This window comes from Limnochorda sp. LNt (genome assembly GCF_035593265.1).
GTDB lineage: Bacteria > Bacillota > Limnochordia > Limnochordales > Geochordaceae > Geochorda > Geochorda subterranea.
This window is the reverse complement of sequence record NZ_CP141614.1, coordinates 68,752-95,094: the sequence shown is the minus strand read 5'-3', so window position 1 is coordinate 95,094 and position 26,343 is coordinate 68,752. Positions and strand designations below refer to the sequence as shown.

The 26,343-nt window shown below is 72.2% G+C and carries 28 protein-coding genes; 2 read left to right on the top strand and 26 right to left on the bottom strand.

The annotated features are described in order from the left end of the window. Nucleotides 1-61 precede the first annotated feature (61 nt). Nucleotides 62-1,363: an APC family permease gene (locus VLY81_RS00515; protein ID WP_324669055.1), complete on the top strand. Its 1,302-nt coding sequence runs from the start codon at nucleotides 62-64 to the stop codon at nucleotides 1,361-1,363. Here VLY81_RS00515 and VLY81_RS00510 read toward each other — a convergent pair. From VLY81_RS00510 to VLY81_RS00460, 11 genes are all read right to left on the bottom strand, one after another. Continuing rightward, entirely contained in the window at nucleotides 1,328-2,236 is a 909-nt protein-coding gene (locus VLY81_RS00510; protein ID WP_324669054.1) for a shikimate dehydrogenase, read from the bottom strand. The genes VLY81_RS00515 and VLY81_RS00510 overlap by 36 nt on opposite strands. Further along, nucleotides 2,200-4,164, bottom strand: a complete 1,965-nt coding sequence (gene lonC / locus VLY81_RS00505) for a Lon family ATP-dependent protease (RefSeq protein ID WP_324669053.1) — start codon at nucleotides 4,162-4,164, stop codon at nucleotides 2,200-2,202. Before lonC ends, VLY81_RS00510 begins: the two co-directional genes overlap by 37 nt. Beyond that, nucleotides 4,161-4,628: a 50S ribosomal protein L9 gene (rplI, locus tag VLY81_RS00500; protein WP_324669051.1), complete on the bottom strand. Its 468-nt coding sequence runs from the start codon at nucleotides 4,626-4,628 to the stop codon at nucleotides 4,161-4,163. The genes lonC and rplI overlap by 4 nt, the downstream gene beginning before the upstream one ends. A gap of 71 nt (nucleotides 4,629-4,699) precedes the next feature. Further along, nucleotides 4,700-5,695 carry a YybS family protein gene (locus tag VLY81_RS00495; RefSeq protein ID WP_324669049.1) on the bottom strand — a complete coding sequence of 332 codons (996 nt, stop codon included), beginning with the start codon at nucleotides 5,693-5,695 and terminating at the stop codon, nucleotides 4,700-4,702. Then, entirely contained in the window at nucleotides 5,638-5,967 is a 330-nt protein-coding gene (locus VLY81_RS00490) for a MazG-like family protein (protein ID WP_324669048.1), read from the bottom strand. The genes VLY81_RS00495 and VLY81_RS00490 overlap by 58 nt, the downstream gene beginning before the upstream one ends. Nucleotides 5,968-6,146: 179 nt before the next feature. Continuing rightward, nucleotides 6,147-6,371 carry a 30S ribosomal protein S18 gene (gene rpsR / locus VLY81_RS00485; RefSeq protein ID WP_324669047.1) on the bottom strand — a complete coding sequence of 75 codons (225 nt, stop codon included), beginning with the start codon at nucleotides 6,369-6,371 and terminating at the stop codon, nucleotides 6,147-6,149. A gap of 33 nt (nucleotides 6,372-6,404) precedes the next feature. Next, nucleotides 6,405-6,818: a single-stranded DNA-binding protein gene (locus tag VLY81_RS00480; RefSeq protein ID WP_324669046.1), complete on the bottom strand. Its 414-nt coding sequence runs from the start codon at nucleotides 6,816-6,818 to the stop codon at nucleotides 6,405-6,407. Then, complete coding sequence (gene rpsF, locus VLY81_RS00475) at nucleotides 6,815-7,165, bottom strand: 30S ribosomal protein S6 (protein WP_324670439.1); 351 nt, start codon at nucleotides 7,163-7,165, stop codon at nucleotides 6,815-6,817. Before rpsF ends, VLY81_RS00480 begins: the two co-directional genes overlap by 4 nt. Before the next feature lie 90 nt (nucleotides 7,166-7,255). Beyond that, nucleotides 7,256-8,524, bottom strand: a complete 1,269-nt coding sequence (locus VLY81_RS00470) for a dihydrolipoamide acetyltransferase family protein (protein ID WP_324669045.1) — start codon at nucleotides 8,522-8,524, stop codon at nucleotides 7,256-7,258. A 14-nt stretch (nucleotides 8,525-8,538) separates the two neighbouring features. Continuing rightward, nucleotides 8,539-9,522, bottom strand: a complete 984-nt coding sequence (locus tag VLY81_RS00465; RefSeq protein WP_324669044.1) for an alpha-ketoacid dehydrogenase subunit beta — start codon at nucleotides 9,520-9,522, stop codon at nucleotides 8,539-8,541. An 18-nt stretch (nucleotides 9,523-9,540) separates the two neighbouring features. Further along, the gene (locus tag VLY81_RS00460; protein ID WP_324669043.1) at nucleotides 9,541-10,578 is read right to left on the bottom strand and encodes a thiamine pyrophosphate-dependent dehydrogenase E1 component subunit alpha; all 1,038 of its coding nucleotides are present in this window, start codon (nucleotides 10,576-10,578) and stop codon (nucleotides 9,541-9,543) included. Between the two features lie 288 nt (nucleotides 10,579-10,866). Here VLY81_RS00460 and VLY81_RS00455 point away from each other — a divergent pair, with 288 nt between their 5' ends. Continuing rightward, complete coding sequence (locus VLY81_RS00455) at nucleotides 10,867-11,322, top strand: QueT transporter family protein (RefSeq protein ID WP_324669042.1); 456 nt, start codon at nucleotides 10,867-10,869, stop codon at nucleotides 11,320-11,322. Nucleotides 11,323-11,347: 25 nt separating this feature from the next. On the opposite strand, the gene VLY81_RS00450 is transcribed toward VLY81_RS00455, so the two are convergent. The 15 genes from VLY81_RS00450 to VLY81_RS00380 all read right to left on the bottom strand — a co-directional run bounded on the left by VLY81_RS00450 (nucleotide 11,348) and on the right by VLY81_RS00380 (nucleotide 26,315). Further along, nucleotides 11,348-11,575, bottom strand: a complete 228-nt coding sequence (locus tag VLY81_RS00450) for a DUF951 domain-containing protein (RefSeq protein WP_405001398.1) — start codon at nucleotides 11,573-11,575, stop codon at nucleotides 11,348-11,350. Then, a complete protein-coding gene (locus tag VLY81_RS00445) occupies nucleotides 11,566-12,519 on the bottom strand; it encodes a DNA-3-methyladenine glycosylase family protein (RefSeq protein ID WP_324669039.1) in 954 nt (317 codons plus the stop codon). Before VLY81_RS00445 ends, VLY81_RS00450 begins: the two co-directional genes overlap by 10 nt. A 31-nt stretch (nucleotides 12,520-12,550) precedes the next feature. Next, nucleotides 12,551-13,408: a prephenate dehydratase gene (pheA, locus tag VLY81_RS00440; RefSeq protein ID WP_324669038.1), complete on the bottom strand. Its 858-nt coding sequence runs from the start codon at nucleotides 13,406-13,408 to the stop codon at nucleotides 12,551-12,553. Between the two features lie 10 nt (nucleotides 13,409-13,418). Next, complete coding sequence (locus tag VLY81_RS00435) at nucleotides 13,419-14,300, bottom strand: lipoate--protein ligase family protein (protein ID WP_324669037.1); 882 nt, start codon at nucleotides 14,298-14,300, stop codon at nucleotides 13,419-13,421. Nucleotides 14,301-14,310: 10 nt separating this feature from the next. Beyond that, nucleotides 14,311-15,825, bottom strand: coding sequence for an aminomethyl-transferring glycine dehydrogenase subunit GcvPB (gene gcvPB, locus VLY81_RS00430; RefSeq protein ID WP_324669036.1), 1,515 nt, complete (start codon nucleotides 15,823-15,825; stop codon nucleotides 14,311-14,313). Between the two features lie 17 nt (nucleotides 15,826-15,842). Next, nucleotides 15,843-17,186 carry an aminomethyl-transferring glycine dehydrogenase subunit GcvPA gene (gcvPA, locus tag VLY81_RS00425; RefSeq protein ID WP_324669035.1) on the bottom strand — a complete coding sequence of 448 codons (1,344 nt, stop codon included), beginning with the start codon at nucleotides 17,184-17,186 and terminating at the stop codon, nucleotides 15,843-15,845. A gap of 4 nt (nucleotides 17,187-17,190) precedes the next feature. After that, a complete protein-coding gene (gene gcvH / locus VLY81_RS00420) occupies nucleotides 17,191-17,586 on the bottom strand; it encodes a glycine cleavage system protein GcvH (protein ID WP_324669034.1) in 396 nt (131 codons plus the stop codon). A gap of 12 nt (nucleotides 17,587-17,598) precedes the next feature. Next, the gene (gcvT, locus tag VLY81_RS00415; RefSeq protein WP_324669033.1) at nucleotides 17,599-18,774 is read right to left on the bottom strand and encodes a glycine cleavage system aminomethyltransferase GcvT; all 1,176 of its coding nucleotides are present in this window, start codon (nucleotides 18,772-18,774) and stop codon (nucleotides 17,599-17,601) included. Between the two features lie 215 nt (nucleotides 18,775-18,989). Then, nucleotides 18,990-19,883 (bottom strand): succinate--CoA ligase subunit alpha, encoded by an 894-nt coding sequence (sucD, locus tag VLY81_RS00410; protein ID WP_324669031.1) that lies wholly within the window; start codon nucleotides 19,881-19,883, stop codon nucleotides 18,990-18,992. A gap of 33 nt (nucleotides 19,884-19,916) precedes the next feature. Next, nucleotides 19,917-21,074, bottom strand: a complete 1,158-nt coding sequence (gene sucC / locus VLY81_RS00405; RefSeq protein ID WP_324669030.1) for an ADP-forming succinate--CoA ligase subunit beta — start codon at nucleotides 21,072-21,074, stop codon at nucleotides 19,917-19,919. Between the two features lies 1 nt (nucleotide 21,075). After that, entirely contained in the window at nucleotides 21,076-22,002 is a 927-nt protein-coding gene (locus tag VLY81_RS00400; protein ID WP_324669028.1) for a branched-chain amino acid transaminase, read from the bottom strand. Between the two features lie 106 nt (nucleotides 22,003-22,108). Then, nucleotides 22,109-22,873 (bottom strand): VanW family protein, encoded by a 765-nt coding sequence (locus tag VLY81_RS00395; protein WP_324669026.1) that lies wholly within the window; start codon nucleotides 22,871-22,873, stop codon nucleotides 22,109-22,111. Then, entirely contained in the window at nucleotides 22,834-23,892 is a 1,059-nt protein-coding gene (locus VLY81_RS00390; protein ID WP_324669024.1) for a tetratricopeptide repeat protein, read from the bottom strand. The genes VLY81_RS00395 and VLY81_RS00390 overlap by 40 nt, the downstream gene beginning before the upstream one ends. Then, nucleotides 23,846-25,111, bottom strand: a complete 1,266-nt coding sequence (gene thiI / locus VLY81_RS00385; RefSeq protein ID WP_324669023.1) for a tRNA uracil 4-sulfurtransferase ThiI — start codon at nucleotides 25,109-25,111, stop codon at nucleotides 23,846-23,848. The genes VLY81_RS00390 and thiI overlap by 47 nt, the downstream gene beginning before the upstream one ends. Beyond that, a complete protein-coding gene (locus VLY81_RS00380) occupies nucleotides 25,104-26,315 on the bottom strand; it encodes a cysteine desulfurase family protein (RefSeq protein WP_324670438.1) in 1,212 nt (403 codons plus the stop codon). The genes thiI and VLY81_RS00380 overlap by 8 nt, the downstream gene beginning before the upstream one ends. Between the last annotated feature and the right edge of the window lie 28 nt (nucleotides 26,316-26,343).

The window sequence follows — 26,343 nt, the reverse complement described above, 5'->3', positions numbered from 1 at the left end:
CTCCCTTCCCGTCGCCGGTCCCCACATGCCCGTCCACGACCGCACGTAGGCTCCTCCCGGCATGCATCCGATCCAGAGGGTTGGCCAGCCGACCCATCCCCGGCGTCCCATGGGCTTCACCAGCGCATGGGCCCTGGGGGTGGGCACCATGGTCGGCGCCGGCATCTTCTCGCTGTCGGCCGACGCAGCCCGCTACGCGGGCCCCGGCGCCATCCTAAGCTATGTGATCGCGGGTGCCGGGGCGCTGGTCCTGGCCGTCAACTTCGGCTACCTGGCCACCATCCATCCCGTCTCCGGCGGGCCGTACGTCTACATCCGTGACACGCTGGGCTCCACGGCAGCCTTCGTGGCGGGATGGCAGCTGTGGGTGGGGATGGGGCTGTCGACCTCCTTCTACTGCCTGGGCTTCGCCCGGTACCTGACCTACTTCGTGACGGCCCCCGAGTACCTGACGGCCCCGGCGTGCGTGCTGGCGGTGGCCGCCGTCAACGCGATGGGCCCTCGGGTGGCGTCAGCTCTCCAGAATCTTTCGGTGGCCATCCTGCTCATCGTGATGGGGGGCTTCATGCTGACGGGGGTCCTCCGGGTCGACCCCGCCTTTTACGCGCCGCTGCTCCCCTACGGGTGGCCGGGCGTCCTCGACGCCGTTCCGCTCGTCTTCACCTCCTACCTCGGCTTCGAGATGGTGGCGCAGGCGGCGGGGGCCATCCAGGACCCGCGGCGCACCGTGCCCCGGGCCATGGTCGCCAGCGTGCTCGCGGTCACGGCGCTGTACGCGGGGGTGATGGCGGTCAGCGTCGGCGTCGTCCACCACGTCGACCTGGCCACCAGCCCGACCCCGCTGGCCGAGGTGGCACGCCGCCTGGCGGGACGCGGGGGCGCCGCCGCGGTCGCCCTCGGGGGTCTGGTGGCCACCCTCTCGTCCGCCAACGGCAGCATGCTGGCGTCGCTGGAGCTCGGCGGGGCCATGTGGGCCGACGGCCTGCTGCCCCGATGGTTGACCGGCGGCTCGTCGGGCGCCGGCCGGGCCGTCGGGTGGCGGCCTTCGTCGGTCCGCCTGGGCATGGTGGCCATCGCCGTGGCCATCGCGGGCACCTGGGTCGGCCGTCTGGACTGGCTGGCCCGTGGCGTCGGGGTGCTGCACTTCCTTCCCTTCTCGGTGGTGCCGCTGGCGTTGCTGCACGTCCTCGGCGCCCCGGAGGCGGCCCGCACCCGACCGTCCGAGGCCTGGGCGGCGCGGGCGTGGGCGGTGTCGGCCACCGCGGTCATGGGCTTGCTGCTGCGCCGCATCGACCCCCTGGATCTGTGGGTGGCCGCCACGCTGACCTTACCCGGCGTGCTTTGGCTGTGGCGGCGTCGGTAGGCCGGCCTCGTCGGGCTCCTGGACCCCGAGCTCGCGTGCCAGGGCCCGGGCCATGGCCGTCACGGGGGCAGGTCGCCCGGTCCATAACTCGAAGGCGGCGGTCCCCTGGTGGAGCAACATGGCCGCTCCGGTCACCACCGCCCGTCCCGCCTGGCGTGCGGCCTGCAGCAGGGGGGTATCCAGCGGACGATAGACCATGTCCATGACGACCGCACCCGGGGCGAGGCGGGCCGGGGGAGCGAGCTCGACCAGCGCCTCGCCCTGGCCTACGCCGGCCATGCCCAGGGGCGTGGCGTTGACCAGCAGGTCCACGGACTCGAGCAACGGATGGAGACTCGTCGCCTCCAGGGCGACCGCCTCCACCCGGCCGAAGGCACGGGCCAGCTCCCGGGCCGCCTCGAGTCGACGTGCCGCCACCACCACCCGCTCGCACGGCGCCCCCACGCAGGCGGCGATGGCGGCCCGCGCCGCGCCACCGGCGCCCAGGATCAGGGCCACCCGCCCGTCGAGGTCCGGCAAGGCCCGGGCGACGGCCTGGCGGAAGCCGGCGACGTCGGTGTTGTGGCCGACGATGCGGCCCCCGTCGATCCAGAGGGTGTTGACCGCGCCCACGCGCCGTGCCTCGGACGTCAGGTGATCGACGTGACCGAGCACCGCCTGCTTGTGGGGGATGGTGACGTTGGCCCCTGCGAAGCCCAGGGCCCTCAGCCCCCGCACCGCATCGCCCACCAGGCCCGGCGGGACCTCCATCGGCACGTAGAACCAGTCGAGCCCCAGCGCGCGGAAGCCCGCCTGGTGCATGGCCGGCGATGCCGTGTGCCCCACCGGGTAGCCGATCAGGCCGACGAGGCGCGTCCCGACCGCGCTCGCCATGCAGGCCCCCCCAGCACCAGGTCCAGCGCCTCCTCGATGCGGTGTACGCCCAGCACCGTCTCCCCGGCCAGCTCGGGCGGCACGTCGGCCAGATTGTCCGCGGGCACCAGCACCTGGCGCATGCCGCTCTCGCGGGCGGCCCAGACCTTCTCCACGATGGCCCCCACCGGCTTGACGTCGCCCCAGAGGGAGAGCTCACCGGTGACGGCCACGTCCTGGCGGGCGGGCACGTCGAGCAAGGCGCTGATGATGGCGCAGGCGATGGACAGGCCCGCGGAGGGCCCGTCGATGCGCCCACCGCCCACCACGTTGACGTGCAGGTCGGTCTGGGCGACGTCGACGTCCAGCAGGCTACGGGCGAGGGACGTGGCGACGAAGACCGAGTCGCGGGCCATGCTCCCCGCGGCCTCGTTGAAGCGCACCGTGCCCTGGCCGGCGGTCCGGGCCGGCAGGGCCACTGCCTCGACCTCGAGCACCACGCCCCTGAATCCGTGCGCTCCCAGCCCCAACACCCGCCCCACCCTGGGCGTGGGCCGTGCACGCACCCGCCAGGGCGAGACGAGCCGGGCGGCGCGGAGCGCCTCCTGCACGTGGGCCGCACTCACCCGCAGGCCGTCGAGATAACGCGGGCCGGGCTGGGCCGGGACGGAGACCTGCCCGTCGACGCCGAGCCGCTCGGACAAGGCCAGGCTGCAGGCGTCCGCCAGCAGCACCGTGGCCCGGCGCCCGTCCGGCGAGTGCTCGGCGATCAGCTGGACGGCCGGCTCCTCCAGCTCCAGCCCGACCCGTCGGGCCGCCTGCTCAACGATCTGGCGGATGTGCGACGGCGTCAGCGGGTCGAAGAAGACCTCGGCGCACCGGCTGCGCAGGGCTGGATTGATGTCGTGGGGGCTGCGGGTGGTGGCGCCCAGCAGGATGAAGTCCGCAGGCGCCCCCTCCTCGAACAGCTTGCGGATGTATCGCGGCACCCGGGAGTCGTGGGGGTCGTAGTAGGCCGACTCGAAGAAGACCCGGCGGTCCTCCAGCACCTTGAGGAGCTTGCCCTGGAGCACCGGGTCCATCTCGCCGATCTCGTCGATGAAGAGGACCCCCCCGTGAGCCTCCGTCACGAGCCCCACCTTGGGCTCCGGCACCCCCGACTCGGCCAGGTCCCGGCGGGCACCCTGGTAGATGGGATCGTGCACGCTGCCCAGCAAGGGGTTGGAGGCCTCCCGGGGATCCCACCGCAGCGTCGCCCCGTCCACCTCCACGAAGGGCGCATCCCCCGAGAAGGGGGTGAAGGGCAGACGCTTGGCCGTCTCCAGCACGAGGCGAGCCACCGTCGTCTTGCCGACCCCCGGCGGACCGTAGAGCAAGACGTGCTGGGGCATGGGAGATGCGAGCTTGGCCAACAGCGCCCGTACGGCCCGCTGCTGGCCGACCACCTCCTCGAGGCGCTGGGGCCGCAGCGCGGCCAACAGCGACGTGCCCAGCCCGCGGCGCTCCAGCTGCTCCAGTTGGGCATACTTGCGCAGGGTATGGGCGTTGTCGGGACCGCCCTGCTCCCGTGCGATCTGATGGCGCAGCTCCTCGAGGTAGCGAGCCTGCTGGCGCTGCATCCGCTGGTGCACCTGGCGCTCGATCTCGTCGCGGACCCGCTTGCGCGCCAGCTCGTCGGCGATGCGCTCCTCGGCCCGGGCGACGAGCGCGTCCAGCTCCTCCTCGGCGCCCTCGACGGGCGTGGCCGGTCGCTGCTCCAGCACCCGCAGCAGGGCGGTCACCTGCTGGCGCAGGTCCGAGGAGCGCATCATGGAGAGGACGCCCACCTTGGCAGCCATCAGGACCAGGCGCTCGGGCCCGTAGATCTCCCGGGCCCGATCCCACAGGGCCAGGACCTCCCGCGCGAGGGCCTGCTCCGGAGTCGGCGGCGACAGGTGGGCTCGACTCATGCAGACGGCCCCTCGCCGTCGGCGGCCTCCACCACGACCCGGACCTCCGCCGAGATCCCGGGGGCCAGCCTCAGCGACACCGCATGCTCGCCCAGGCTCTTGATGGGGCCCTCCAGCTCGATCCGCCGCCGGTCCACCTTGACCCCCAGGTCGCGTTCGAGCGCCTCGGCCACGTCGGCGGCGGTGACGGAGCCGAAGAGCCGGCCGGCATCGCCGGCCCGCGCCTTCACCACCACGCGCGCCCCCTGCAGCTTGGCTGCCAGGCTCTCCGCCTCGGCACGCTCCTTCTCCAGCTTGCGCCGGATGACCGCCTGCTGGTGCTCGACCGCCTTGACGGTGCCCCCGGTGGCCATCACGGCCAGCCCCCGGGGCACGAGATAGTTGCGACCGAAGCCGTCGGCCACCTCCACCAGCTCACCGGCGCGGCCGACGCCCTTGACGTCCTGGGTCAACACCACTTTCATGGCCGTCTGCTCCTCTCCATCTCCCGTGCCGGGCCACTCCCGGTCCGCCTCCGCAAGCCCCCGGGCGCGGGTTAGAGGCGGCGGAAGTTGAACCAGGGATCGACGAGCCCGGCCACCACCAGAGCGAGGTTGGCGATGGGAAGCCACAGTACCAGCAATACCAGCAACAGGCGAAAGCCCTTGGCCAGGCCCGCCCGGTCGAACCAGAACCAGACCAGGGAGAGTCCCTGCACGAACGCGATGACGGCGCCGGCGAAGGAGAGATTGGCCGCGGCCACACCGACCCAGGGATGCGCCCCCGCCACCATGCCTACCAGCAGCCCGGCCGCCACCAGCGCCGGCGCCAACGGCGTCGAGCGCCAGCGGGCGAAGGGCTCGAACCAGGCGATGCGCTCGCCCAGGCGCACCAGCACCGCCCGCGCGGCCCAGTGGTTGACCAGCGCGCTGACCAGGGCGCTCGACAGCAGCAACACGGGCAGCAGCACCCGCATCAGCTCCAGGGTCGCCTGGAGCTGGGCCTGGGCCATCTCCAGCTGCTCCGCCGGGAGGCCCAGCCGGCCGTAGAGGGAGACCGCCCCCTGCATCCCCTCCTCGTAGACGGTGAAGAGCCGCTCGATGGGGTCGATCCCCACCAGCGCGAAGGAGAGCCCCAGGCTCAACAGCGTGGCCAGGGTGGCGCCGGCCACCGCGGCGGCCAGCACCCGACCCGGGGGCCATCCGGCGTGCAGCGCCATGCCCAGCGACAGGCCGGTAAGTCCCGACGGGATCAGCAAGAGCACCGCTCCCAGGCCGCCCAGCAGCACGCCCGACAGGATCGCCGCCACCACCCAGGCACTGATGGCCGCCGTCACCCCGTGGCGGTAGACCAGCAGCGCCATCGGCGCCGGCAGCACGACGATCAGGTACGGCACGTACAGCGACAGCCAGCCCAAGACGACGGTGACGGCCGCCAGCAGGCCGCCCTCCGTCAGGCGACGTACCCGGACACGTTCGGGTGACGACGAGGCGGTTATCGGCGTGTCCCTCCCTGGAAGTGGCGGTACAGCGCGGTGAAGTCGCCGTACCACTGCTCCAACTCGTGTCCCTGGGCCATGGTGGTGCGAAGGCGCGTCTCGATCTTCATGTCGAGCCGGGCCGGACTGATGCCGAGCCGCCTGGCCAGGAGATACCCTGCGATGACGAGGGCCGCCAACGCCTCCGTCACGGCCTCGTCACTGGCGCGCAGCATGGCGCGGTACAGATTGGCCAGAGCCGCCGCCATCTCGGCCTTCAGGTGCTCGATGGCGCGGAGGTTCTTGGCCCACTCCCCGTCGGTTCGGCCGGCTGCGGGCTCTTCCATCGCGCTGGCACCCTCCGTCCACCCGTGCGGCCCCGGGTCAGCATGGTTCCGGCTCGTCCGGGCCAGGTCCTCCCCGCGGGGCGCGGAAAAGCGAGGAGCGAGCAGGGCCTGGCTGACACCGGCCACGCCTGACTCGCCCCTCGCTCCGTCGGCACCCGCCTGCGGACGCGGCGGCGGTCTCAGTCGGCCACGAACGGCAGCAACGCCAGGTGGCGAGCCCGCTTGATGGCCATGGTCAGCTGCCGCTGGTGACGGGCGCAGTTGCCCGTGATCCGCCGCGGCAGGATCTTGGCCCGCTCCGTCATGTACTTGCGCAGGCGATTGGGGTCCTTGTAGTCGATCCACTCGACCTTGTCGACGCAAAAGGCGCAGACCTTGCGTCGACGCTTCTTGTCCTTGGGCATGGGGTCGATCGACCCTCTCCTTCGTCGATGCTCTCAAAACGGCGGCTCGTCGGCGGCAGCCACCTCGCCCAGGTCATCGGCGAAGCCCGTGTCGTCAGGCTCCGCGCCACCCTCCTCGGTGCCCCGCGCGGGCGGCCCGAGGAAGGAGACCCGGTCGGCCACCACCTCCGGCTGTACCCGTCGCACCCCGTTGGCATCCTCGTACGTGCGGATCTGCAGCCGCCCGTCCACCCCCACCAGGCGGCCCTTGCGCACGTAGGCGCCGACCGTCTCGGCCAGCTTGCGCCAGCAGACCACGTCGATGAAGTCCGTCTCCCGCTCGCCCTGCTGGTTGGTGAACGGCCTGTCCACCGCGATGCGGAAGCGGGTGACGGCGGCACCCGACCCGGTGTAGCGCAGCTCGGCGTCGCGGACAGCCCGGCCTACGAGGATGATGCGGTTGATCATGGCTCGGGGCTCCCTTCCTCACCGACGGCCACGGCCTCGGGGGCCTGGTCCTCGGCGTCCTCATGGCGCCTCACGACCAGATGCCGCAAGACGGCGTCGGTGATGCGCAGCACCCGATCCAGCTCCTTGGTGACGGCTGGCTCCGAGTCGAACTGCAGGAGCACGTAGTAGCCGTCGTGGTGGCGCTCGATGGGATAGGCCAGACGTCGACGACCCCACCGCTCGACGGCTCGCAAGAGGCCGCCGCCGTCGGCGATGACCTTCTGCAGTCGGGCGACGAGGCTCTCGTAGGCCTCCTCCGACTCCAGGGTGGGCGTCAGCACCACCACGGCCTCGTAGGGGCGCATCACGGCACCCACCTCCTCCCTTTGGACGTACGGCACCCCGGGAACCGACCCCGGCCCGGGGGCAGGGGGTAGCGAGGCCATTATAACACCTCAGGCCAGCGGCATACCCGGCCCGAACGCCTCCAGGCGGCGCTTGACACCGTTGAGGAACCTCAGCGCCTGCACCCCGTCCGCGACCCGGTGGTCGAAGGAGAGGCACAGCGCCATGATGGACCGGATCGCCAGCTGGTCGTCCTTGAGCACCACCAGCCGTCGCTGGACCGCCTCGGTGGTCAGGATCGCGGCCTGGGGCGGGTTGATGATGGGGGCCGAGAGCACCGAGCCCAAGGCGCCGGTGTTGTTGACGGTGAAGGTGCCGCCGGCGGTCTCGTCCGCGCCCAGGCGCCTCTCGCGGGCCCGTCGCACCAGATCGTGGAGCGCCCGCGCCAGCCCCACCAGGCTGAGCCGCTCGGCCTCCCGGATGACCGGTACCAGCAGGGCGTCCTCCAGCCCCACCGCGACCCCGACGTGGACGGATCGGTGGTAGACGATGCGCCCGTCCTGCCAGGAGGCGTTGAGCTCGGGGTGCTCCTGCAGCGTCTCGACGACGGCCTTGACGGCGAAGGGCAGGTACGTCAGCTCGAAGCCCTCCCGCCGCACGAACGTCTCCCGCACCTGCTCGCGCAACGCGGCCAGGGCCGTCACGTCGGCCTCTACCATGGTCCAGGCGTGCGGGATGGTCGTCCAGCTCTCGACCATGCGGCGGGCGATCACCTGGCGCACCGGGCTGGCCGGCACGGCGCCGGCCGGCTCGGGTGTCCGCCCCGGCGACACGGCGGGCGGCCGCTGCGGGGTGGACGGCGGCTCGGGCGGAGCTGACGGAGGGGCCGTTGCCTGGCGCTGCCGGGCCGCGACGTAGGCGAGCACGTCTTCTCGGGTCACCCGGCCCCCATGGCCGGTTCCCCTCACTCGGGCGAGGTCGACGCCGTGCTCACGCGCCAGGCGCCGCACGGCAGGCGAGTAGCGTGCCTCGGCGCCGCCGCCCCCTGTCGCGCCCTCGGCATCGAGACCTGCCGGCCCCGGCCCGGTGCTCTGCACGGTACCCGCAGGCCGCGGCTCGGGCGTCGCGGGGGCGGTGGCCCCGGCCGCCTCGAGACGGGCGATGACGGTGCCCACCGGCACCGTCTCCCCCTCGGGCACCTCGATGGACAGCAGCCGCCCCTCGACGGGCGAGGGCACCTCCACGGTCACCTTGTCGGTCAGCACCTCCACCAGGGGCTCGAAGCGGGCGACGGGCTGGTTCGGCTGCTTGAGCCACCGGACGATCTGTCCCTCGGTGACGCTCTCCCCGAGCTGGGGCATGACGACGTCGATGACCACGGCGGCGCGCCTCCTCACTCGCGGGCGAGATCTCGCATCGCCTGCGCGATCCGTTGGGTATCGGGCAGTACGGCATCCTCCAGCACGGCGGCGAAGGGCGTGGCCGGCAGATCGGGCATGGTGACGCGCCTCACGGGCGCGTCCAGGTCGTAGAGGGCCTCCTCGGCCACTAGGGCAGCGACCTCGGCCCCCATGCCCAGGGTGCGGTTATCCTCGTGGACGACCAGCAGCCGGCCCGTCTTGCGCACCGACGCCAGGATGGTCGAGCGGTCGAGGGGGGCCAGCGTTCTGAGGTCGATCACCTCCACCTCGATCCCCTCCCCCGCCACCTGCTCGGCCGCCTGCAGCGCCAGGTGCAGCATCATGCCGTAGGCGACGGCGGTGAGCCGGTCCCCCTCGCGGGCGATTCGGGCGGGCCCGATGGGCACCACCCAGTCGCCGTCGGGCACCTCTCCCTGGATGGCGCGGTAGCCTCGCTTGGGCTCCAGGAAGATGACCGGGTCCTCGTCCCTTATGGCGCTCTTGAGCAGCCCCTTGGCGTCGGCCGGCGTCGAGGGGATGACCACCTTGAGCCCGGGGACGTGGGCGAAGAAGCTCTCCACCGACTGCGAGTGGTACAGGCCCCCACGGATGCCGGCCCCGTACGGCGCGCGCACCACCACCGGGCATCCCCACGCCCCATTGGAGCGGTAGCGGATGCGCGCCGCCTCGTTGATGATCTGATCCATCGCCGGGTGGATGAAGTCGGCGAACTGAATCTCCGCCACGGGCCGCAGGCCATTCATGGCCGCGCCGATGGCCACCCCGACGATGCCCGACTCCGAGAGGGGCGTGTCGATGACCCGGTCGGGCCCGTACTTCTCGATGAGGCCGCGGGTGGCGACGAAGACACCCCCCTTGACGCCCACGTCCTCCCCCAGGACGATGACCCGCGGGTCCCGGGCCATCTCCTCGTCCAGCGCCTCCCGGATCGCCTCGATCATACGCTTGACGGCCAAGACTCCCACGCTCCCCCGTCAGCTCTCGGCCGCAGGCTCGGCGAAGAGATGGCGCGCGACGGTGGCCGGATCGGGCGGCGGTGCCTGCTCGGCGTAGGCGGTGGCATCGTCGACGATCCGTGCCACCTCCTCCCGCAGGGCCTGCTCCCGGGCGTCGTCCCATAGACCCGCCTCCACCAACCGGTCCCGCAGGAGCGGGATCGGGTCGCGCCGTCGGGATTGGTCCACTTCGTCTCGGCTCCGGTACACCCGGTCGTCGTCGTCGCTGGTGTGCGGCACGTAGCGGTAGGTGACGGCTTCGATCAGGGTCGGGCCAGCGCCCGCGCGGGCCCGCTCGACCGCCTGCGATACCACCTGGTAGACCGCGACGGGGTCCTGCCCGTCGACGCTGACCCCCTCGATGCCGTAGGCCGCGGCCCTGGCAGCCACGCTCTCCACGGCCATCTGGCGGCGCTGGGGGACGGAGATGGCGTAGCGGTTGTTCTGGCAGAAGAAGATGACCGGCAGCTGCAGCACCGCGGCGAAGTTGACGCCCTCGTGGAAGTCGCCCGTGCTGGTCGCCCCCTCGCCGAAGGAGCAGAAGGTGACGCTGTCCTCGCCCCGCAGGCGGCTGGCCAGGGCCGCTCCGGCGGCGTGAGGGATCTGAGTACCCACGGGGCTGGAGCCGGTCAAGACCCGCAGGCGGGGCAGGCTGAAGTGCGCCGGCATCTGGCGCCCCCCGCTGTTGGGGTCTTCCGCCCGGGAGAAGACGTTGAGCATCAGCTCCCGGGGCGTCATCCCCAGGGCGAGCATCAGGGTCATGTCGCGGTAGTAGGGCAGGACGACGTCATGGCCGGGGCGCAGGGCCATGGCAGCCCCGACCTGGGCGGCCTCCTGCCCCTGTGCCGTGATGACGAAGGGTACCTTGCCCTGGCGCTGGACGATCCACATGCGTTCGTCGAGGGCCCGTGAGAGCACCATGATCCGGTACATCGCCAGGAGCCGCTCGGCCCCGATGGCCTCGAGCGCGACGTCCACCGACTTCGACGCCGTGGCCTCCTTGGCCGTTCGCAACATCCATCCCCCCAAAGCATCGATCGGATGGCCGGAGCAAGGGTCTGCAAACGGTTTCTTGCCGGCTCATCCCCCACATCCCATGCGGTGCTCTCCCGTCGTTGTCCGGTATGGCATCATCCCGTGCTCCGGCTGACGGGTTCTGCGAACCATTGCTATTCCCCTTCGAGCCCACGGTCACGGGCCCGGCTGCCCCTGCCCCGCCCCTCCCAGCCGGCTCCGCGATCTGGCAAACTAGGATCCATGGACAGGTCGGCAGCCAGCGTCCAGACTCCCGGCCCAGGACGGCGCGTGGCGCGTGCCGCGCTCATCGCCGGGCTCTACGTCGCCTTGACGGCCCTGGTGCTGCCGCTCAGCTTCGGGGTACCCCTGGGGCCGGTGGTCATCGAGCTTCGCATCAGTGAGGCGCTGGCGGTGTTGCCGTTGCGCTACCCGGAGTCGGTGCCGGCCCTCTTCGTCGGCGTCTGGCTGGCCAACCTGATGGGCGGGTTGGGCCCGTGGGATGTCTGGGGGGGCAGTCTGGTCACGCTGCTGGCGGCCTACCTGACGTGGCGCCACCGTCGCCACCGCTTGGCCGTCCTGTGGCCGGTGGCCGCCAACGGGCTCCTGGTCAGTGCCTACCTCAGCGTCTTGCTGGGCTTGCCCTACTGGGCCACGGCGATCGGCATCACCGCCAGCGAGGCGCTGGTGGTGCTGGGGCTGGGGATGCCGCTCTTGAGGCTCCTGGACCGCCGGGTCCCGTCCTGACGGTGGGTCGAGCGCCGGCGCGCCCTCACGGGGCCGGGGGCGGCGTCTGTGGGGGCGGCTCCAGCACGGGGCGCCGCACGAACCGCTTGAAGGCCCTCTCGAATCGGCGCCTCGGCATCAGCACGACATGTCCGCATCCCACGCAGCGAATGCGGATGTCCATCCCCGTGCGCAGCACCTCCCACTGGTCGGAGCCGCACGGGTGCGACTTGCGCATCTGCACGACGTCACCCAGGTAGAGCTTTAGGGGCACGAGCGATGCCACGCCCCGCCCTCGATCGCGGCCGGCCCGGGGTCGCGCCCGGCCTTGCGCGCATGGGCGAAGAGATGCGCCTGGGCCAGGCCCGCCAGGCGTCCGAAGCGGCCTTGCACGAACGACTGCAGCTCCCTCACCGGCATGTTGCGACCGCCGAAGTAGGCGCCCTCCAGGGCCCGCTGCGCCCATCGGTCGATGGGAAAGGCGTCCCATCGGCCGTAGCCGAAGAGCGCGATGCAGTGGGCCACCTTCTCCCCCACCCCGGGCAGCGCCTGCAGGTGCCGGATCAGGTCGGGGGTGGCCAGCTGTCGCCCCTGCTCCAGGAAGTGCGGGTCGTCGGCCAGCCGCCGAGCCGTCCCGGCCAGGTAGGCCGCGCGATAGCCCAGCCCCAGACGGCGCAACGCGGGCTCGCCCATGCCCGCCACGGTCTCAGGCGACGGCAGGCTGCCGGGGCGCTCGCCCTCGCCGGCCGCCTCACACAGGCGCCCCAGCATGCCCTTGATGCGGGCGATGTGCGTGTGCGAGGAGAGCACGAAGGAGAGCACGGCCTCCCACGGGTCCAACCGCACGACCCGCAGCCCCCGGGTGGCCGTCACCGCCTGCGCCAGCGTCGGGTCCAGGGCCAAGAGACGGTCTCGGGCCGTGCGGTAGTCACGGTCCAGGTCCAGCAGCCAGGCCAGGGCCTCTCGGACCTCGAGGGCCGTGCCGGCCCCGCATGACGGTCCCGCGTCGACCACCAGCTCCCCGGGCGCGAGGCGAGGGTCCAGCTGCACGTGCAGCCGCCACTCGCCTGCCATCCCATCGAGCGAGCCGTCGCCTCGAGGGTGCCACCGAAACGTCTGGCCGCCGTCGAGCGTGAGCAGGAGGTCGATGGGCTCGCCGTAGCGGTCCAGCGGACTGATGCGCAATCTCCAGACGTCTCGGCGCCTCTTGCCACTCACGCCGGCAAGATAGCCGCACCGTCGACGGACGTCAAGGGTGGTCGGTCGTGTCCTGGTCGCGAGGATAGGAGCCCATGACCCGCAGGTAGCCGACCTGGCGGCGCACCTCCCGCAGGGCGTCGCGCACGGCCGGATCGGTGAGGTGGCCCTCCAGGTCGATGACGAAGAGGTAGCGTCCCAGGCCCTCCCGTGAGGGCCGCGACTCGATGCGGGTCAGGTTGATGGCGCGGGTTGCGAAGGCGTCCAGCAGGTCCCGCAGCAGCCCGGGACGGTCCTGGAGGCTGCCCACCACCAGAGTGGTGCGGTCCCGCCCGGTGGGGGCCGGCCAGCCATGGGCCAGCACGCCGAAGCGTGTCGCATTGGGCCCCCCGTCTTGCGCCGGCCCGAACGCCACCGAAAGCCCGTGCCGCGCCGCCGCCTCCTCCGCCGCCACCGCAGCCCAGGGCTGCTCGCAGGAGGCGACCTGGCGGGCGGCCTCGGCGGTCGAACTCACCGTCTCCAGGGGCACGCCGGGTAGCAGCGCCTGCAAGGTGCGCCGGCACTGCATCAGCGCATGCGGATGCGACAGCACCCGGGTGACGTCGGAGAGCCTCACGCCCGGTCGCACCAGCACCCACTGCTCGACGGGCACCGTCACCTCGCCGATCTGGGCCAGTGTGCTCTCGTGCAGCCACAGATCCAGCGTCAAAACGACGGAGCCCTCCAGGGCGTTCTCCAGGGGACAGACGGCGCAGGCCACCTCGCCGCGGGCCGCGGCCGCGAAGAGGGAGGGCAGATCCGCGAAGGGCACCAGGGCTCCGACCTCGGGATGACGGCTCGCCCAGCGGCGAGCCGCCGCGTGGCTGAAGCTGCCCTCGGGTCCCAGGTATCCGGCCCCCCGCCCGCCCATCGCCCTCATCTCATCCCGCCGCATGGCACGTGCGCTCTCGGTGAGCCTCCGTCGTGCGCCCCGTCGGCCGGTGGCGGTTGTACGAGTCGAGGCCGTAGCGCTCGTGCTCGAGGCGCCGGGCGAGGGCCTGCTCCTCGGGCGAGAGCGATCCCTGCTGCCACTCGATGCCCACCGTCTCGGCGAAGCCCGCGACGAGCGCGGCACAGGTCTCGTCGAAGCCCACGTCACGGCCGGCGGCATCCGACAGGCCGGCCGCCCGCTCCCGCAGGATGAGCCTCAGGAAGCGCTCGCCCCGCCCCCCTGGCGCGAGCAGGCGGGCGGTGCGCTCGGGGTCGAAGCGCAGGGGGATGCTGCCGTGCTGCAGCAGCGCCCCCGAAGCCCGGCGTAGCTGGGCGCTGCCGACGACCTTGCGCCCCTCCCACTCCAGCTCGTAGCGGGAGGCCGCATCGAAGCAGGCGCCCGCCAGCGCATCGCGTCCACGGAGCGCCGGGCCCGCCGGGGGCCGCGCCAGCCTGGCCTCGATGCCCAGCCGCCGTAGGCCGGCCGCCAGCGCCTCGCTGATGCGGCGGTAGCCCTCCATGACGCTGCGCCCCCCCACGGGATGCTCGGGGGGCAGCACCACGGCGTAGGTCACCTCGTCGTCGTGAAAGACCGCCCGCCCGCCCGTCGGCCGTCGCACCACGTCGACGCCCTCCTCCCGGCAGGCGCGTTCGTCGAGGCTGTCGCCCCACTCCTGGAAGTAGCCCAGCGAGACCGCCGGGGGATCCCACCGGTAGAGCCGCAGGGTGGGCGGTGCGATGCCCGCCTCCACCGCCCACAGCATCGCCTCGTCGACCGCCATATTGCGGGCGGCCGGTCCGGGCGGGTCCACCAGGAGGCGCCAGCGCTCCAAGGCCGCCTGTTCACGCTCCCGGGCGGTAGCAGACGACCGGGTTGCGGTTGGCCGTCACCTCGTCGAGGCGTCGCACCGGGGTGCGGTGGGGCGCGGTGCGGACCCGGTCGGGGTCGCTCCGGCACTCCTCGGCGATGGTCTTCATCACCTCGGCGAAGCGGTCCAGCGTCTGCTTGGTCTCCGTCTCGGGCGGCTCGATCATGAGGGCCTCCTCGACGACCAGCGGGAAGTAGACCGTCGGGGCGTGCATGCCGAAGTCGAGGATCCGCTTGGCGATGTCACCGGCCCGGACGCCGAGGCGCTTTTGACGGACGGCCGACAGCACGAACTCGTGCTTGCAGTGGCGGTCGAAGGGGAGTTCGTACCACTCGGCCAGCAGGCGCATCAGGTAGTTGGCGTTGATGACGGCCGTCTCGCTCACCCGGCGAAGCCCCTCGGGCCCCAGGGCCCGGATGTACGCGTAGGCCCGCACGAGCACGCCGAAGTTTCCGTAGAAGCTGCGCACCCGGCCGATGCTCTTGCGGCGGTCGTGGACCAGGACGAACCGGTCGCCCTCCCGCTCCACCAGCGGCACCGGCAGGTAAGGCGCCAGCTCTTCGCGCACCACGATGGGGCCGGCTCCGGGCCCCCCGCCGCCGTGGGGGGTCGAGAAGGTCTTGTGCAGGTTGAAGTGGACGATGTCGAAGCCCATGTCGCCGGGGCGGGAGATGCCCAGGATCGCGTTGGCGTTGGCGCCGTCGTAGTAGAGCAACCCACCGGCGTCGTGCACGATGCGGGCGATCTCCAGGATGTGCTCGTCGAAGAGCCCCAGCGTGTTGGGGTTGGTCAGCATCAGGCCGGCGGTGGCCGGCCCGACGGCCCGCCGCAGGGCCTCGACGTCGACGCCGCCCCGGGCGTCGCTGGGCACCTGCACCATGCGATAACCGCTCATAGTGACACTGGCCGGGTTGGTCCCGTGCGCCGAGTCGGGTACGATGATCTCGCGCCGCTGCTCGTGCTCGCCCCGGTCGCGGTGGTATGCCTTGATGAGCAGCAGCCCCGTCAACTCGCCGTGGGCCCCGGCGGCCGGCTGCAGGGTGGCCCGGTGCAGCCCGGCGATCTCGCACAGGTAGCGCTCCAGCCGCCACAAGAGCTCCAGGGCGCCCTGCACCGTCTCCTCGGGTTGGTAGGGGTGAAGCCGGGCGAAGCCGGGCAGCTGGGCCACGTCCTCGTTGACCTTGGGATTGTACTTCATCGTGCAGGAGCCCAGGGGGTAGAAGTCGACGTCCACCCCGTAGTTGCGGCGGGAGAGTTGGACGAAGTGACGCACCACCTCCACCTCGGAGAGCTCCGGCAGGGGTGCCGGCTCCTTGCGCAGGTGGCCCGGGGGTATCAGCTCGGCCAGGGGCCGCTCCGGCACGTCCATCGGCGGGAGCTGGTAGGCGACCCGCCCGGGCGCGCCCCGCTCGAAGAGAAGGGGCTGGTCCTGCTCCTCCGGGGCGGCCGCCGCCGGCCGCACCCCCTCCACGACCCGCTGCTGCTCCATCGCTCTCGCTCCTCCGCTCAACCGAGCTGGTGCAACGCAGCCACCAGGCGATCGATCTCGTCCCGCGTGCGGGCCTCGGTCACGCACCACAAGACGGCCCGGTCGAGATTGTCGTAGAAGCGGCCCAGGGGCAGCCCGCCGATGATGCCGTACTCCTGCCAGAGTCGGGTCAGCACCTCGGGCACGGCACCGTCCATCTCCACCACGAACTCCTTGAAGAACGGCGCGTCCCACGCCGGCCGGATGCCCGGCACCTTGGTGAGGCGCTCGAAGGCGTAGTGCGACTTCTGGACGCAGAGCTCGCCGACCCGGCGGATGCCCTGGCGGCCGAGCATGGCCAGGTAGACCGTGGCGGCCAGGGCGTTGAGGGCTTGGTTGGTACAGATGTTGGAGGTGGCGCGCTCCCGGCGGATGTGCTGCTCACGGGTCTGCAGCGTCAGTACGAACCCGCGCCGGCCCTCCACGTCGCGGCTGATACCCACGATGCGCCCCGGCATGCGGCGGATCAGCTCCCGGCGGGCAGCGAAGAAGCCCAGGTACGGGCCGCCGAAGCTGATGGCGTTGCCCAGAGCCTGGCCCTCGCCGACCGCGATGTCGGCGCCGTACTCGCCCGGGGGCGCCAGGATGCCCAGCGAGATGGGGTCGACCACGGCCACGAGGAGCGCGCCGTGCCGGTGGGCGATGGCGGCTGCGGCATCCATCTCCTCGATGGCGCCGAAGAAGTTGGGGTTTTGCATCACCACCGCCGCGGTGCGGTCATCGACGGCCTGCTGCAGCGCGTCGAGGTGGGTGACGCCCATGCGCCAGGGGACCGTGTCGAGGGCGACGTCCTGGTTGGCCAGGTACGTGGCCATCACCTGACGATACTCGGGATGCACCGCGGCCGAGACCACGACCCGCCGGCGCCCGGTGTGGGCCGTCGCCATCAGGGCGGCCTCCGCGGCCGCCGACGCCCCGTCGTACATCGAGGCGTTGGCGACGTCCAGGCCGGTCAGCTGGCAGACCAGCGTCTGGTACTCGAAGATGGTCTGCAAGACTCCCTGGCTCACCTCGGCCTGGTAGGGGGTGTAGGCGGTGTAGAACTCGGACCGCCCCAGGATATGGCGCACCACCGACGGGATCAGGTGGTCGTAGGCTCCCCCGCCCAGGAAGCAGACGTAGCGGTCCAGGTCCGCGTTGCGCGCCGCCAGCGTGCGCATGTGAGCGATGAGCTCGGCCTCGCTCATGGCCGGCGGCAGGTCGAGGGGCCTGTCGAGGCGGGCCTGAGGAGGGATGTCGGCGAAGAGCTCGTCGACGCTCTTGACGCCGATGCGGGCCAGCATGGCCTCCCGCTCGGCAGGGGTCAGGGGCACGAAGTCCATGGCGTCACCCTCCGCTGCCGTCGGTCTCCCCGATGATGGCCCGGTAGTCGGCGGCGCTCAACAGCAGGGCGAACTCGTCGGGGTCGCTCGCCTCGATGACGCAGACCCAGCCCTCGCCATACGGGTCCTTGTTGATGAGCTCGGGCGAGTCCTGAAGCGCCTCGTTGACCTCGACCACGGTGCCGGAGACCGGGGCGTAGACGTCCGAGACGGCCTTGACCGACTCCACCACGGCCATCCGCTTGTCGCGCTCCACCGTCGCGCCCACCTTGGGCAGCTCGACGTAGACGACGTCCCCCAGCTCTCGCTGCGCGTAGGCGGTGATGCCGACCCGTACGCGCCGCCCGTCGATGGCGGCCCACTCGTGCTCCTTGGTGTACCTGAGCGACTCCGGATACACGACCTGGCCTCCTCACCCTGTGGCCTGATCGGGCCTCTTGCGGGTGCCGGTGCGGCCGCGGGTGCGGATGGGGACGAAGCTGCCCTTGACGATGCGAGCCGGCAGGCTGCGCCCCCTCACCTCGACGCCCAGCAGCCGGCCCGGCTCTGCCGCCCCGGCCGCGACGTAACCCATCCCGATGCCTCGCTGGAGCGTCGGCGACAGCGTGCCGCTCGTCACCGCGCCCAGCTTGCGACCCGACTCGGGGTCGAGCAGGGCGTAGCCCTCCCGGGGGACGCCTCGCTCCTCCAGGACGAAGCCCACCAACCGGCGCAGCGGCCCTCCCGCCCGCTGCTGCACCAGCGCGTGGCGACCGATGAAGTCCGGCTTGTCGAAGTCGACCACCCAGCCCAGCCCCGCCTCGAGGGGGGTGGTCGTCTCGTCGATGTCGTGGCCGTAGAGCGGGTAGCGAGCCTCCAGGCGCAGGGTGTCGCGCGCCCCCAAGCCCACGGGCACCGCGCCCACGGACGCGCCCTGCTCCATCAGGGCCTGCCAGAGGCGCTCGGCGTCGGTGGCCTCGACGAAGAGCTCGAAGCCGTCCTCGCCGGTATAGCCGGTGCGGGAGACGGTCGTGCGGATCCCGGCCACCTGGGCCTCGGCGAAGCGGAAGAAGCCCAACGCCTCGAGGTCGAGCCCGCGGGTGAGCGGCACCAGGAGCTCTTGGGCCCGGGGTCCCTGCACGGCAACGAGGGCGACGTCGCCCGTGCGATCGGCCAGAGCGGCCTGCCAGCCGGCCAGGTGCTGCTCGACCCAGGCCCGGTCCTTCTCCCGGCAGGCGGCGTTGACCACCAGCCGGAAGCGCTCGGGCCCCTCGCGGTAGACGACCAGGTCGTCGACGATGCCGCCGCCCGGCAGGCACATCACGCCGTAGCGCGCCTGCCCGACCGCCTGGGAGCCGACGCCAAAGGTCAGGAGCGCGTCGAGCGCACGGGCGGCGTCGGGCCCCTCCACCACCAGATGGCCCATGTGCGACAGGTCGAAGAGCCCGGCTCGCTCACGGACGGCCCGGTGCTCCTCGACGATGCCGGTGTACTGGACGGGCATCCACCATCCCGCGAACTCGAACATCCACGCGCCCGCTCGCTCGTGCAGGTGCGAGAGGGGCGTCCGGGCGGGATGGGACGGCTGGCCGGGGCCTGTCGACGGCAAGGTACCTCGCCTCCGTGCAAGACTTCCCGGCGGGTCTCCTCGACTCCTGCTGGCACGGGCGCACCGCGGCCGCGCCCGCCGCATAGGATGCCCGCCGGAGAGACGAGGGGGCCTCGATCATGCTTCGCCGGCTGATCCTGATGACCATCCCCCGCCTGCTCTGGCGCAGGCGGGTCATCGTCTGGTGGGTGCCCCGCCACCGCTGAGGCCGGGGCTCAGGCCCGGCTCGCGACGGTCGGCCGCCCCAGGCGCTCGCCCACGAGGCGCACGATCTCGTCGATGCTGTCGGCCACCGGGACATGGGCGGCCCGCAACGCCTCCACCTTGGACTGCGGCGTGCCGAGCCGGCCCGAGATGATCGCGCCGGCGTGGCCCATGCGCTTGCCCGGCGGCGCCGTGCGCCCGGAGATGAAGGCGACGACCGGCTTGGTCACGCGCTCTCGTATGAACGCGGCCGCCTCCTCCTCGTCCGTGCCGCCGATCTCGCCGATGAGCACGACGGCCCGCGTCGCGGGGTCCTCCTCGAAGCGAGCCAGGACGTCGACGAAGCGCGTGCCCACGATGGGGTCGCCCCCCACCCCCACGCAGGTGGACTGCCCGATACCGGCCTGGCTCAGCAGGTGCACCACCTCGTAGGTGAGGGTGCCGCTGCGAGAGACGAGTCCCACGGGGCCCGGCGTGAAGACCCGTCCCGGCAGGATGCCGACCAGCGCCTCGCCCGGCGAGATGAGACCCGGGCAGTTGGGGCCGATGAGGCGGGTTCCCCTCTGTCGGGCGCGCGCCACGACCTGCAGCATGTCCTGCACGGGTATTCCCTCGGTTATGATCACCACCAGCTCGAGCCCCGCTTCGATGGCCTCCAGGGCCGCGTCGGCGGCGAAGCCGGCGGGCACGAAGATGATGGAGGCGTTGGCCCCCGTGGCGGCGCGAGCCTCCTGGACGGTGTCGAAGACGGGCACGCCCTCGACCGTCGAGCCGCCCTTGCCCGGCGTCACCCCGCCGACGACCTGCGTGCCGTACTCCAGCATGCGGGCCGTGTGAAAGGCACCCTCACGGCCCGTGATGCCCTGGACCAGCAGCCTGGTCCCCCGATCGACCAGTATGGCCATTGCGCGTCCGGTACCCCTCTCCGGGCCTCTGCCCTATCCGTTGCCGTGCGAGCGCGCTAGATCCACGGCACGCCGGGCGGCCTCCTCGAAGGTCGCCGCGCTGCTGACGCCCCTCACCCCGGCCTCGCCCAGCAGTGCCCGTCCCTCCTGCTCCCGGGTGCCGGTCAGCCGCACCACGACGGGCACGGAGGTGCCCCCCAGGGCCGCGATGGCCTGCAACAGGCCCCGCGCCACCTCGTCGCAGCGCGTGATGCCGCCGAAGACGTTGAGCAGCACCGCCTTGACGTCGGGATCCCCGGGCACCACCCGCAAGGCGCGTTCGACCACCTCGGCGCGGGCCCCGCCCCCGATGTCGAGGAAGTTGGCCGGCCGGCCGCCCTCGCGCTGCACCGCGTCGAGGGTGGCCATGACGAGCCCGGCGCCGTTGCCGATGATGCCGATGTCGCCCTCCAGCTTGACGTAGGCCAGGCCCTGCTCGCGCGCCTGGCGCTCCAGGGGGTGGTCGGCCTCCACCGAACGCATGGCCGCCAGGTCGGCGTGGCGAAAGAGGGCGTTGTCGTCGATCTCGATCTTGCCATCCAGCGCCACCAGCCGGCCGTCGGCAGTCTGCGCCAGCGGGTTGATCTCGACGAGCTGGGCGTCGTAACGCCCAAACAGCTCCCACAGCGTCCGGACGAAGCGAGCGAACTCCCGCGACAGATCCGCCGGCGCACCGCCTTGTTGCAGCAGCCACCGCAGGTGAAAGTCCCGCAGGCCGAGCGAGGGGTCCACCCAGAGCTTGGCGATCCGCTCGGGGGTCTTCTCGGCCACATCCTCGATGTCCATGCCGCCTGCCGTCGAGAAGATGAGCACCGGCATCTGACGGGCCCGGTCGACGGTGACGCTCAAGTAGTACTCGCTCGCCACGCTCGACGCGCGCTCGACCAGCACCTGGTGCACCAGGTAGCCCCGAATGCGGGCCCCCAGCAGGGCACGAGCAGCCTCGGCCGCTTGCTCCGGGGTGTCGGCCAGCTTGATGCCCCCCGCCTTGCCACGGCCCCCGATGGGGATCTGCACCTTGACGGCGACGCGTGTGCCGAGGCGCGCGGCGGCGGCCTGGGCCGCCTCGGGGCTGGAGACCACCTCGCCATCGGGCACCGGCAGGCCCGCGTCCCGAAAGACGGCCTTGGACTGGGCTTCGGTCAGTCGCATCTCATCTCGCCCCCTGGTAGACCGGCGTCAGCCAGTGGCGGAAGGCCTCGACCCGGCCCTTGACGGTGTCGAAGTAGAGCGTCTGGATGCGCCGGGTGATGGGGCCCATCTCGCCCCGGCCGACGCGGCGATGGTCGACCTCGCCCACCGCGCTGACCTGCGCGCCGGTCCCGACCAGGAAGACTTCGTCGGCCACGTACAGCTCGGTGCGGTCGATGGGGCGCTCCTCCACCTCGATGCCCAGCACCTCCTGCGCGAGCTGGATGACGGTGGCGCGGGTGATCCCCTCCAGGATGTCCTCGTAGACGGGGGTCGTGATGAGCTTGCCGCGGCGGACGATGAAGAGGTTTTCGGCGCTGCCCTCCGAGACGTGCCCGTCGGTCGTCAGGAAGATGGCCTCGTCGTAGCCGTCCTCGGCGGCCTCCGACTTGGCCAGCGCCGCGTTGACGTACGAGCCGCAGATCTTGGCCCGCATGGGGATCATGACGTCCGTGACGTGGCGCCACGAGGAGACGCGGCAGCGGATGGGCCGCTCCACGTCGATGTACGGGCCGAAGGGGACCGCGAACAGTGCGAAGTCGTGGGCCAGGCCATGGAGCCGGACCCCTACCGCCATCTCGCTCTTGTAGAAGAGGGGACGGATGTAGACGTCCTCCCGATCGCCGTTGCGCCGCAAGACCTCCAGGGTGATGGCCTCCAGATCCTCCACCGACTGCTGGGGCTCGATGCGGAGGATCTTGCACGAGTCCAGCATCCGCTCGTAGTGCTCACGCATCCGGAAGACGTAGAGCTGTTGGTGCTCGTCGTTCCAGTAGGCGCGGATCCCCTCGAAGCAGCCGGTGCCGTAGTTGAAGGCGTGGGTCATGATGCTGACCCGGGCCTCCTCGACGGGGACGACCTGCCCCTGGAAGTAGGCGTAGCGTCCCATCCGCTGTGGCGCCTCCCATCGCCGACCGTCTCGTCGATGAGCCAAGATGCAAGTCGTGTTCACTTCGCCAGGGGCATTTCCTGCTGAGCCGGGCGCCTCCGGCCGGTCAGGGCAGCCCCGCCGCCGCGGTCTCGTCCTCCGGCCCCACCCGCACCACTGCCGCCGATGGCGGATACGACGAGACGTTGACCCGCTGCCTGCCCACCGCGGGGCCGTAGAGGGGCAGTTCGCGCCAGAGCGTCGCGACGTAGCCCGTGCGGCCCTCCTGGTCGAGCCGGCGATCGCCGGGGGCGAGACTCGGGTCGAACCGCCACTCGACCCCTGCCGGCGTCGCGCGCTCCACCACGGTCCTCAGCTGCCAGGGCAGGGTGACGGCATCGGAGGGCGCCCAGAGGCGCACGGTGAGGTGGTCGCCGTCGGCTCTCGCGCTGATGGCGACGGGGTAGGGGTGGGGGTTTTGGAGCTTGAGGTCGATGAGGCCCCAGGCGACGGCGGCGTCTCTCGCCAGCGGCACGTACCAGACGGGCCGGGAGTGGGGCGCTCGCACCCGAGCCAGCAGACCCGACAGCAAGGCGGCGTTGTAGAGGGTCGTCGAGGTCTGGCAGACCCCGCCCCCGACGTCCAGCGTGAAGCGCCCGTTGACCAGGACCGGCGCCTCCCGGTACCCGCGCTCCCGCACGCGTGGCCCGACCACCTCGTTGAAGGAGAAGGTCGCCCCGGGGCGCAGCACCAAGCCGTCCAGGGTCTGAGCGGCGATGGCGATGTTGACGGCTCGCTCCTGCTGAAGGGGATCGTAGCGGGTCACGTATCCCCCCAGCGGACGTGGGGACGTCAGCGGCTGCAGCTCGGCCTCGGCGAGCGAGGGGGCCACCGGCTCCCAGGGCACCTCGACGGGTCGACCGCCTCCTTCCAGGAGCGCGGCCCGCAGCTGGCGGGCCAGGCCTGCGCGATCGACCCGACGCCCCGGCCGGCCCGGGACGATGGCGGCACGGCCCTGGTCGTCCACCTGGAGGCGGGGTTCGGTCGGCGCCTCTCCGGCAAGCTCATCCAGGCGTCGGGCGAGCCGCTCGAGAGCCTCGGGCTCCGGCCCCTCGACCCGCAGGCCGGCTCGGTCTCGCCGAGCGACGGCCGGCCGGCATCGGGGGCGACGCCGGGGCGGGTCGGCACGAGCCGCAGCCCCAGGCTGTCGGCCCTCAGCTCCAGGCTCGCCGCCCCCACCCGCACCACCAGGGTCTCGTCCGGCGACCGGGCCGCTGCCGTGGGCGAGACGACGGCATGGGTCGACGCCCAGGCCGCCACCGCCAGCACGGCCACCAGCGCCCCGCGCTGCCGCCAGAGCCAGTACACGAGGGCCGCCAAGCCCAGTATGCCGTAGGCGAGCCACCGGGTCGCCACGGGCCGGGCCGGGCCCTCCAGGCCGTCCCGCTGGAGCCGGACCGACTGCTTGAGGTGGTGGACCGCCTCGTCGTAGCGGCCCATCCGTCGCAGGGCGGCCGCCAGGTTGTTGTGGGCAGGGGCGTAGTCGGGGTCGATGGCCAGGGCCCGTCGGTAGGCGGTCTCCGCCTCCCCCAGGCGGCCCTCCTGGAGGTGGACGTTGCCCAGGTTGCTCCACGGGGCCGGGTAGGCAGGGTCCAGCTCCGCCGCCCTCTCGAAGGCTCGAGCCGCTTCGGACAGGCGCTCCAGGCGCGCCAGGCAGATCCCCATCTTGTTGAAGACGGTGGCCTCGCCGGGATGCGCGTGCGCCAGGGCCTCGAGGCGCGCCAGGGCCTCGGCCCACCGTCCCTCGTCCATGAGGGCTTGCACTCCGGCGAGCGCCTTCTGCAGCGCGGGGTCCGCCCACCCGTCAGCCTCCGGCGACGGGCGGTGGCCCGACCGGGAGGAGGGTGTCATGGGTCGCCTCCACCACCTCGATGCTGGCCAGGCAGTCTTGCACCAGAGCAGCGACGTCGAGCCGCTGCTCCGCCTCCTCGACCTCGCTCAGCGTCGGGCGCGTGGCGGGATGGCGAGCGACGAAGAGCGTGCAGCAGTCCTCGTACGGTTCGATGGAGGTGGCGTAGGTCCCGATCCGGTTGGCCAGGTCGACGATCTCGGTCTTGTCCAACCCCACCAGCGGCCGCAGCACCAGCCGGCCCGCGGCGACCTCGACGACGGACATGCTCTGTACCGTCTGGCTGGCTACCTGCCCCAGGCTCTCTCCCGTGACGAGGGCGTCGTATCCATCCCGCTCGGCCAGCGCCGTCGCGATCCGCATCATCATACGCCGCATGAGGATGACCCCGTACTCGGGCGGGCAGTGCCGGTAGATGGCCTTCTGGACGTCGGTGAAGCGCACCAGGTAGAGCCGCATGCCCCCCTGCCACGTGGCCAGGACCCGGCCCAGGCGCACCACCTTCTGCAGCGCCTGCTCGGTCGTGAAGGGCATGGCGTGGAAGTGCACCCCATCGACCCGGAGGCCCCGCTTCATGCCCAGCCAGGAGGCGACGGGGCTGTCGATGCCCCCCGAGATGAGCGCCAGGGCCCGGCCGCTGACACCGACGGGGAGACCTCCCGGTCCCGGCCGCTCGTCGCCGTACACGAAGGCGACCCGGTCCCGGACCTCCACGTGCAGGGTCAGCTCCGGGCGGTGCACGTCGACGCGCAGCCGCGAGCCGAAGCGACGGAGCAGGTGCGCTCCCAGGTGCCGGTTGAGCTCCATCGAGTCGAGGGCAAACTGCTTGTTGGCACGCCGGGCGGCGACCTTGAAGGGCAGGGGAGGCTCTCCCTCGGCGCGCAGATGGCGTTGCACCAGGGTCACCGCGGCATCCTCGATGGCCGCGAGCTCCGCGGGGACCTGGAGGGCCGGCACCGCGCCCACCACCCCGAAGACGCGCGCCGCGACGCACGCCGCCTGTTCCGCCACCAGCCAGGGGTCGCCCGTCCCGGGCGGCGGCTCGTCTGCCGCCAGCACCAGGCGGCCCCGCAGGTTGCGGACCCGGTGCGGGCCGAGACGAGCGGCTGCGTGCCGCAGGTTGGCGGCGAGGCGCTGCTCGAACCAGGCGCGGTTGTCGCCCTTGAGCCCGACCTCGCCGTAGCGCACCAGCACGACAGGAGCCCGGGAGATCTCAGCCACGCCCTCCCCCCCGCCCCACGAACGCGCTCAACGCCTCCACCACGGCCGCCGTCCGACGAATGGCCTCGTCGACCTCCTCCTCACGTGTCAACAGCCCGAGGCTGAGACGGATCGCGCCGGTCGCCAGCCGCTCGGGCACTCCCATGGCCAGGAGGACGTGGCTCTTGCGGGCCTTGTGCGAGGAGCAGGCGGAGCCCACCGACACGAGGACGCCGGCCTCCTGGTCGAGATGGGTGGCCACCACCTCCGCCCGCAGCCCCTCCAGCGCGACGCAGACGATGTGCGGCGCCCGGCGCTCGGGATCGGCGGGTCCCAGCAGATGCGCGCGGTGGCCGAGGCCCGAGAGCCCGTCGAGCAGTCGCCGACCCAGGCGGCGCAGGCGCTCCGTGGTCTGCGGCAGCTCCTGCCGGGCGAGAGCGGACGCCACCCCGAAGCCCACGATGCCGGGTAGGTTTTCGGTGCCGCTGCGCAGCCCCCGCTCCTGTCCGCCCCCGACCACGATCGGGTCGAGCCGGGCCCTCGGGCCGACGTACAGCGCACCGACGCCCTTGGGGCCGTGAAGCTTGTGGGCGCTCACCGACGCCAGGTCCACGCCCAGGGTCTCCACATCGACCGGCAGCCTCCCCGCCGCCTGGACCAGGTCGCTGTGCACCAGCACTTCGGGACGGCGGCGGCGTACCAGCCGCGCCACGTCAGCGACCGGCTGGAGGGCGCCGGTCTCGTTGTTGACCAGCATGACCGAGACGAGGAAGGTGTCGTCCTCCACGGCCCTCGCCACCGCCTCGGCGTCCACGACGCCCTCGCGCGACGGCGCGACCCGCGTGACCCGGTAACCCTGCGACTCCAGCAGGGCCGCCGCCTCCATCACCGACGGGTGCTCGATGGCGGTGATGACGAGATGGCGCCTGTGCCGGCCTGCGGCACGGGCCGCGCCCAGTAGCGCGAGGTTGTTGGCCTCGGTCGCCGATCCGGTGAAGACGATCCGCTCCTGCGGCGCGCCGAGCAGGGCCCCGACCTGGCGACGGGCCTCGTCGAGGGCCTCCCGGGCTCGGGCCCCCAGGCGGTGGCGCGACGAGGGGTTGCCGGCAGCCAGGGGGTCTTGCAGGACGGCCGTCATGGCCGCCACCACCTCGGGGCGCACCGGGGTCGTGGCGGCGTGGTCGAGGTAGATGAGGGGCGTGGTCGTGTCGGGCACCGGCATCATCACCTCGAAGGCGTTGGGCGGGGAGACG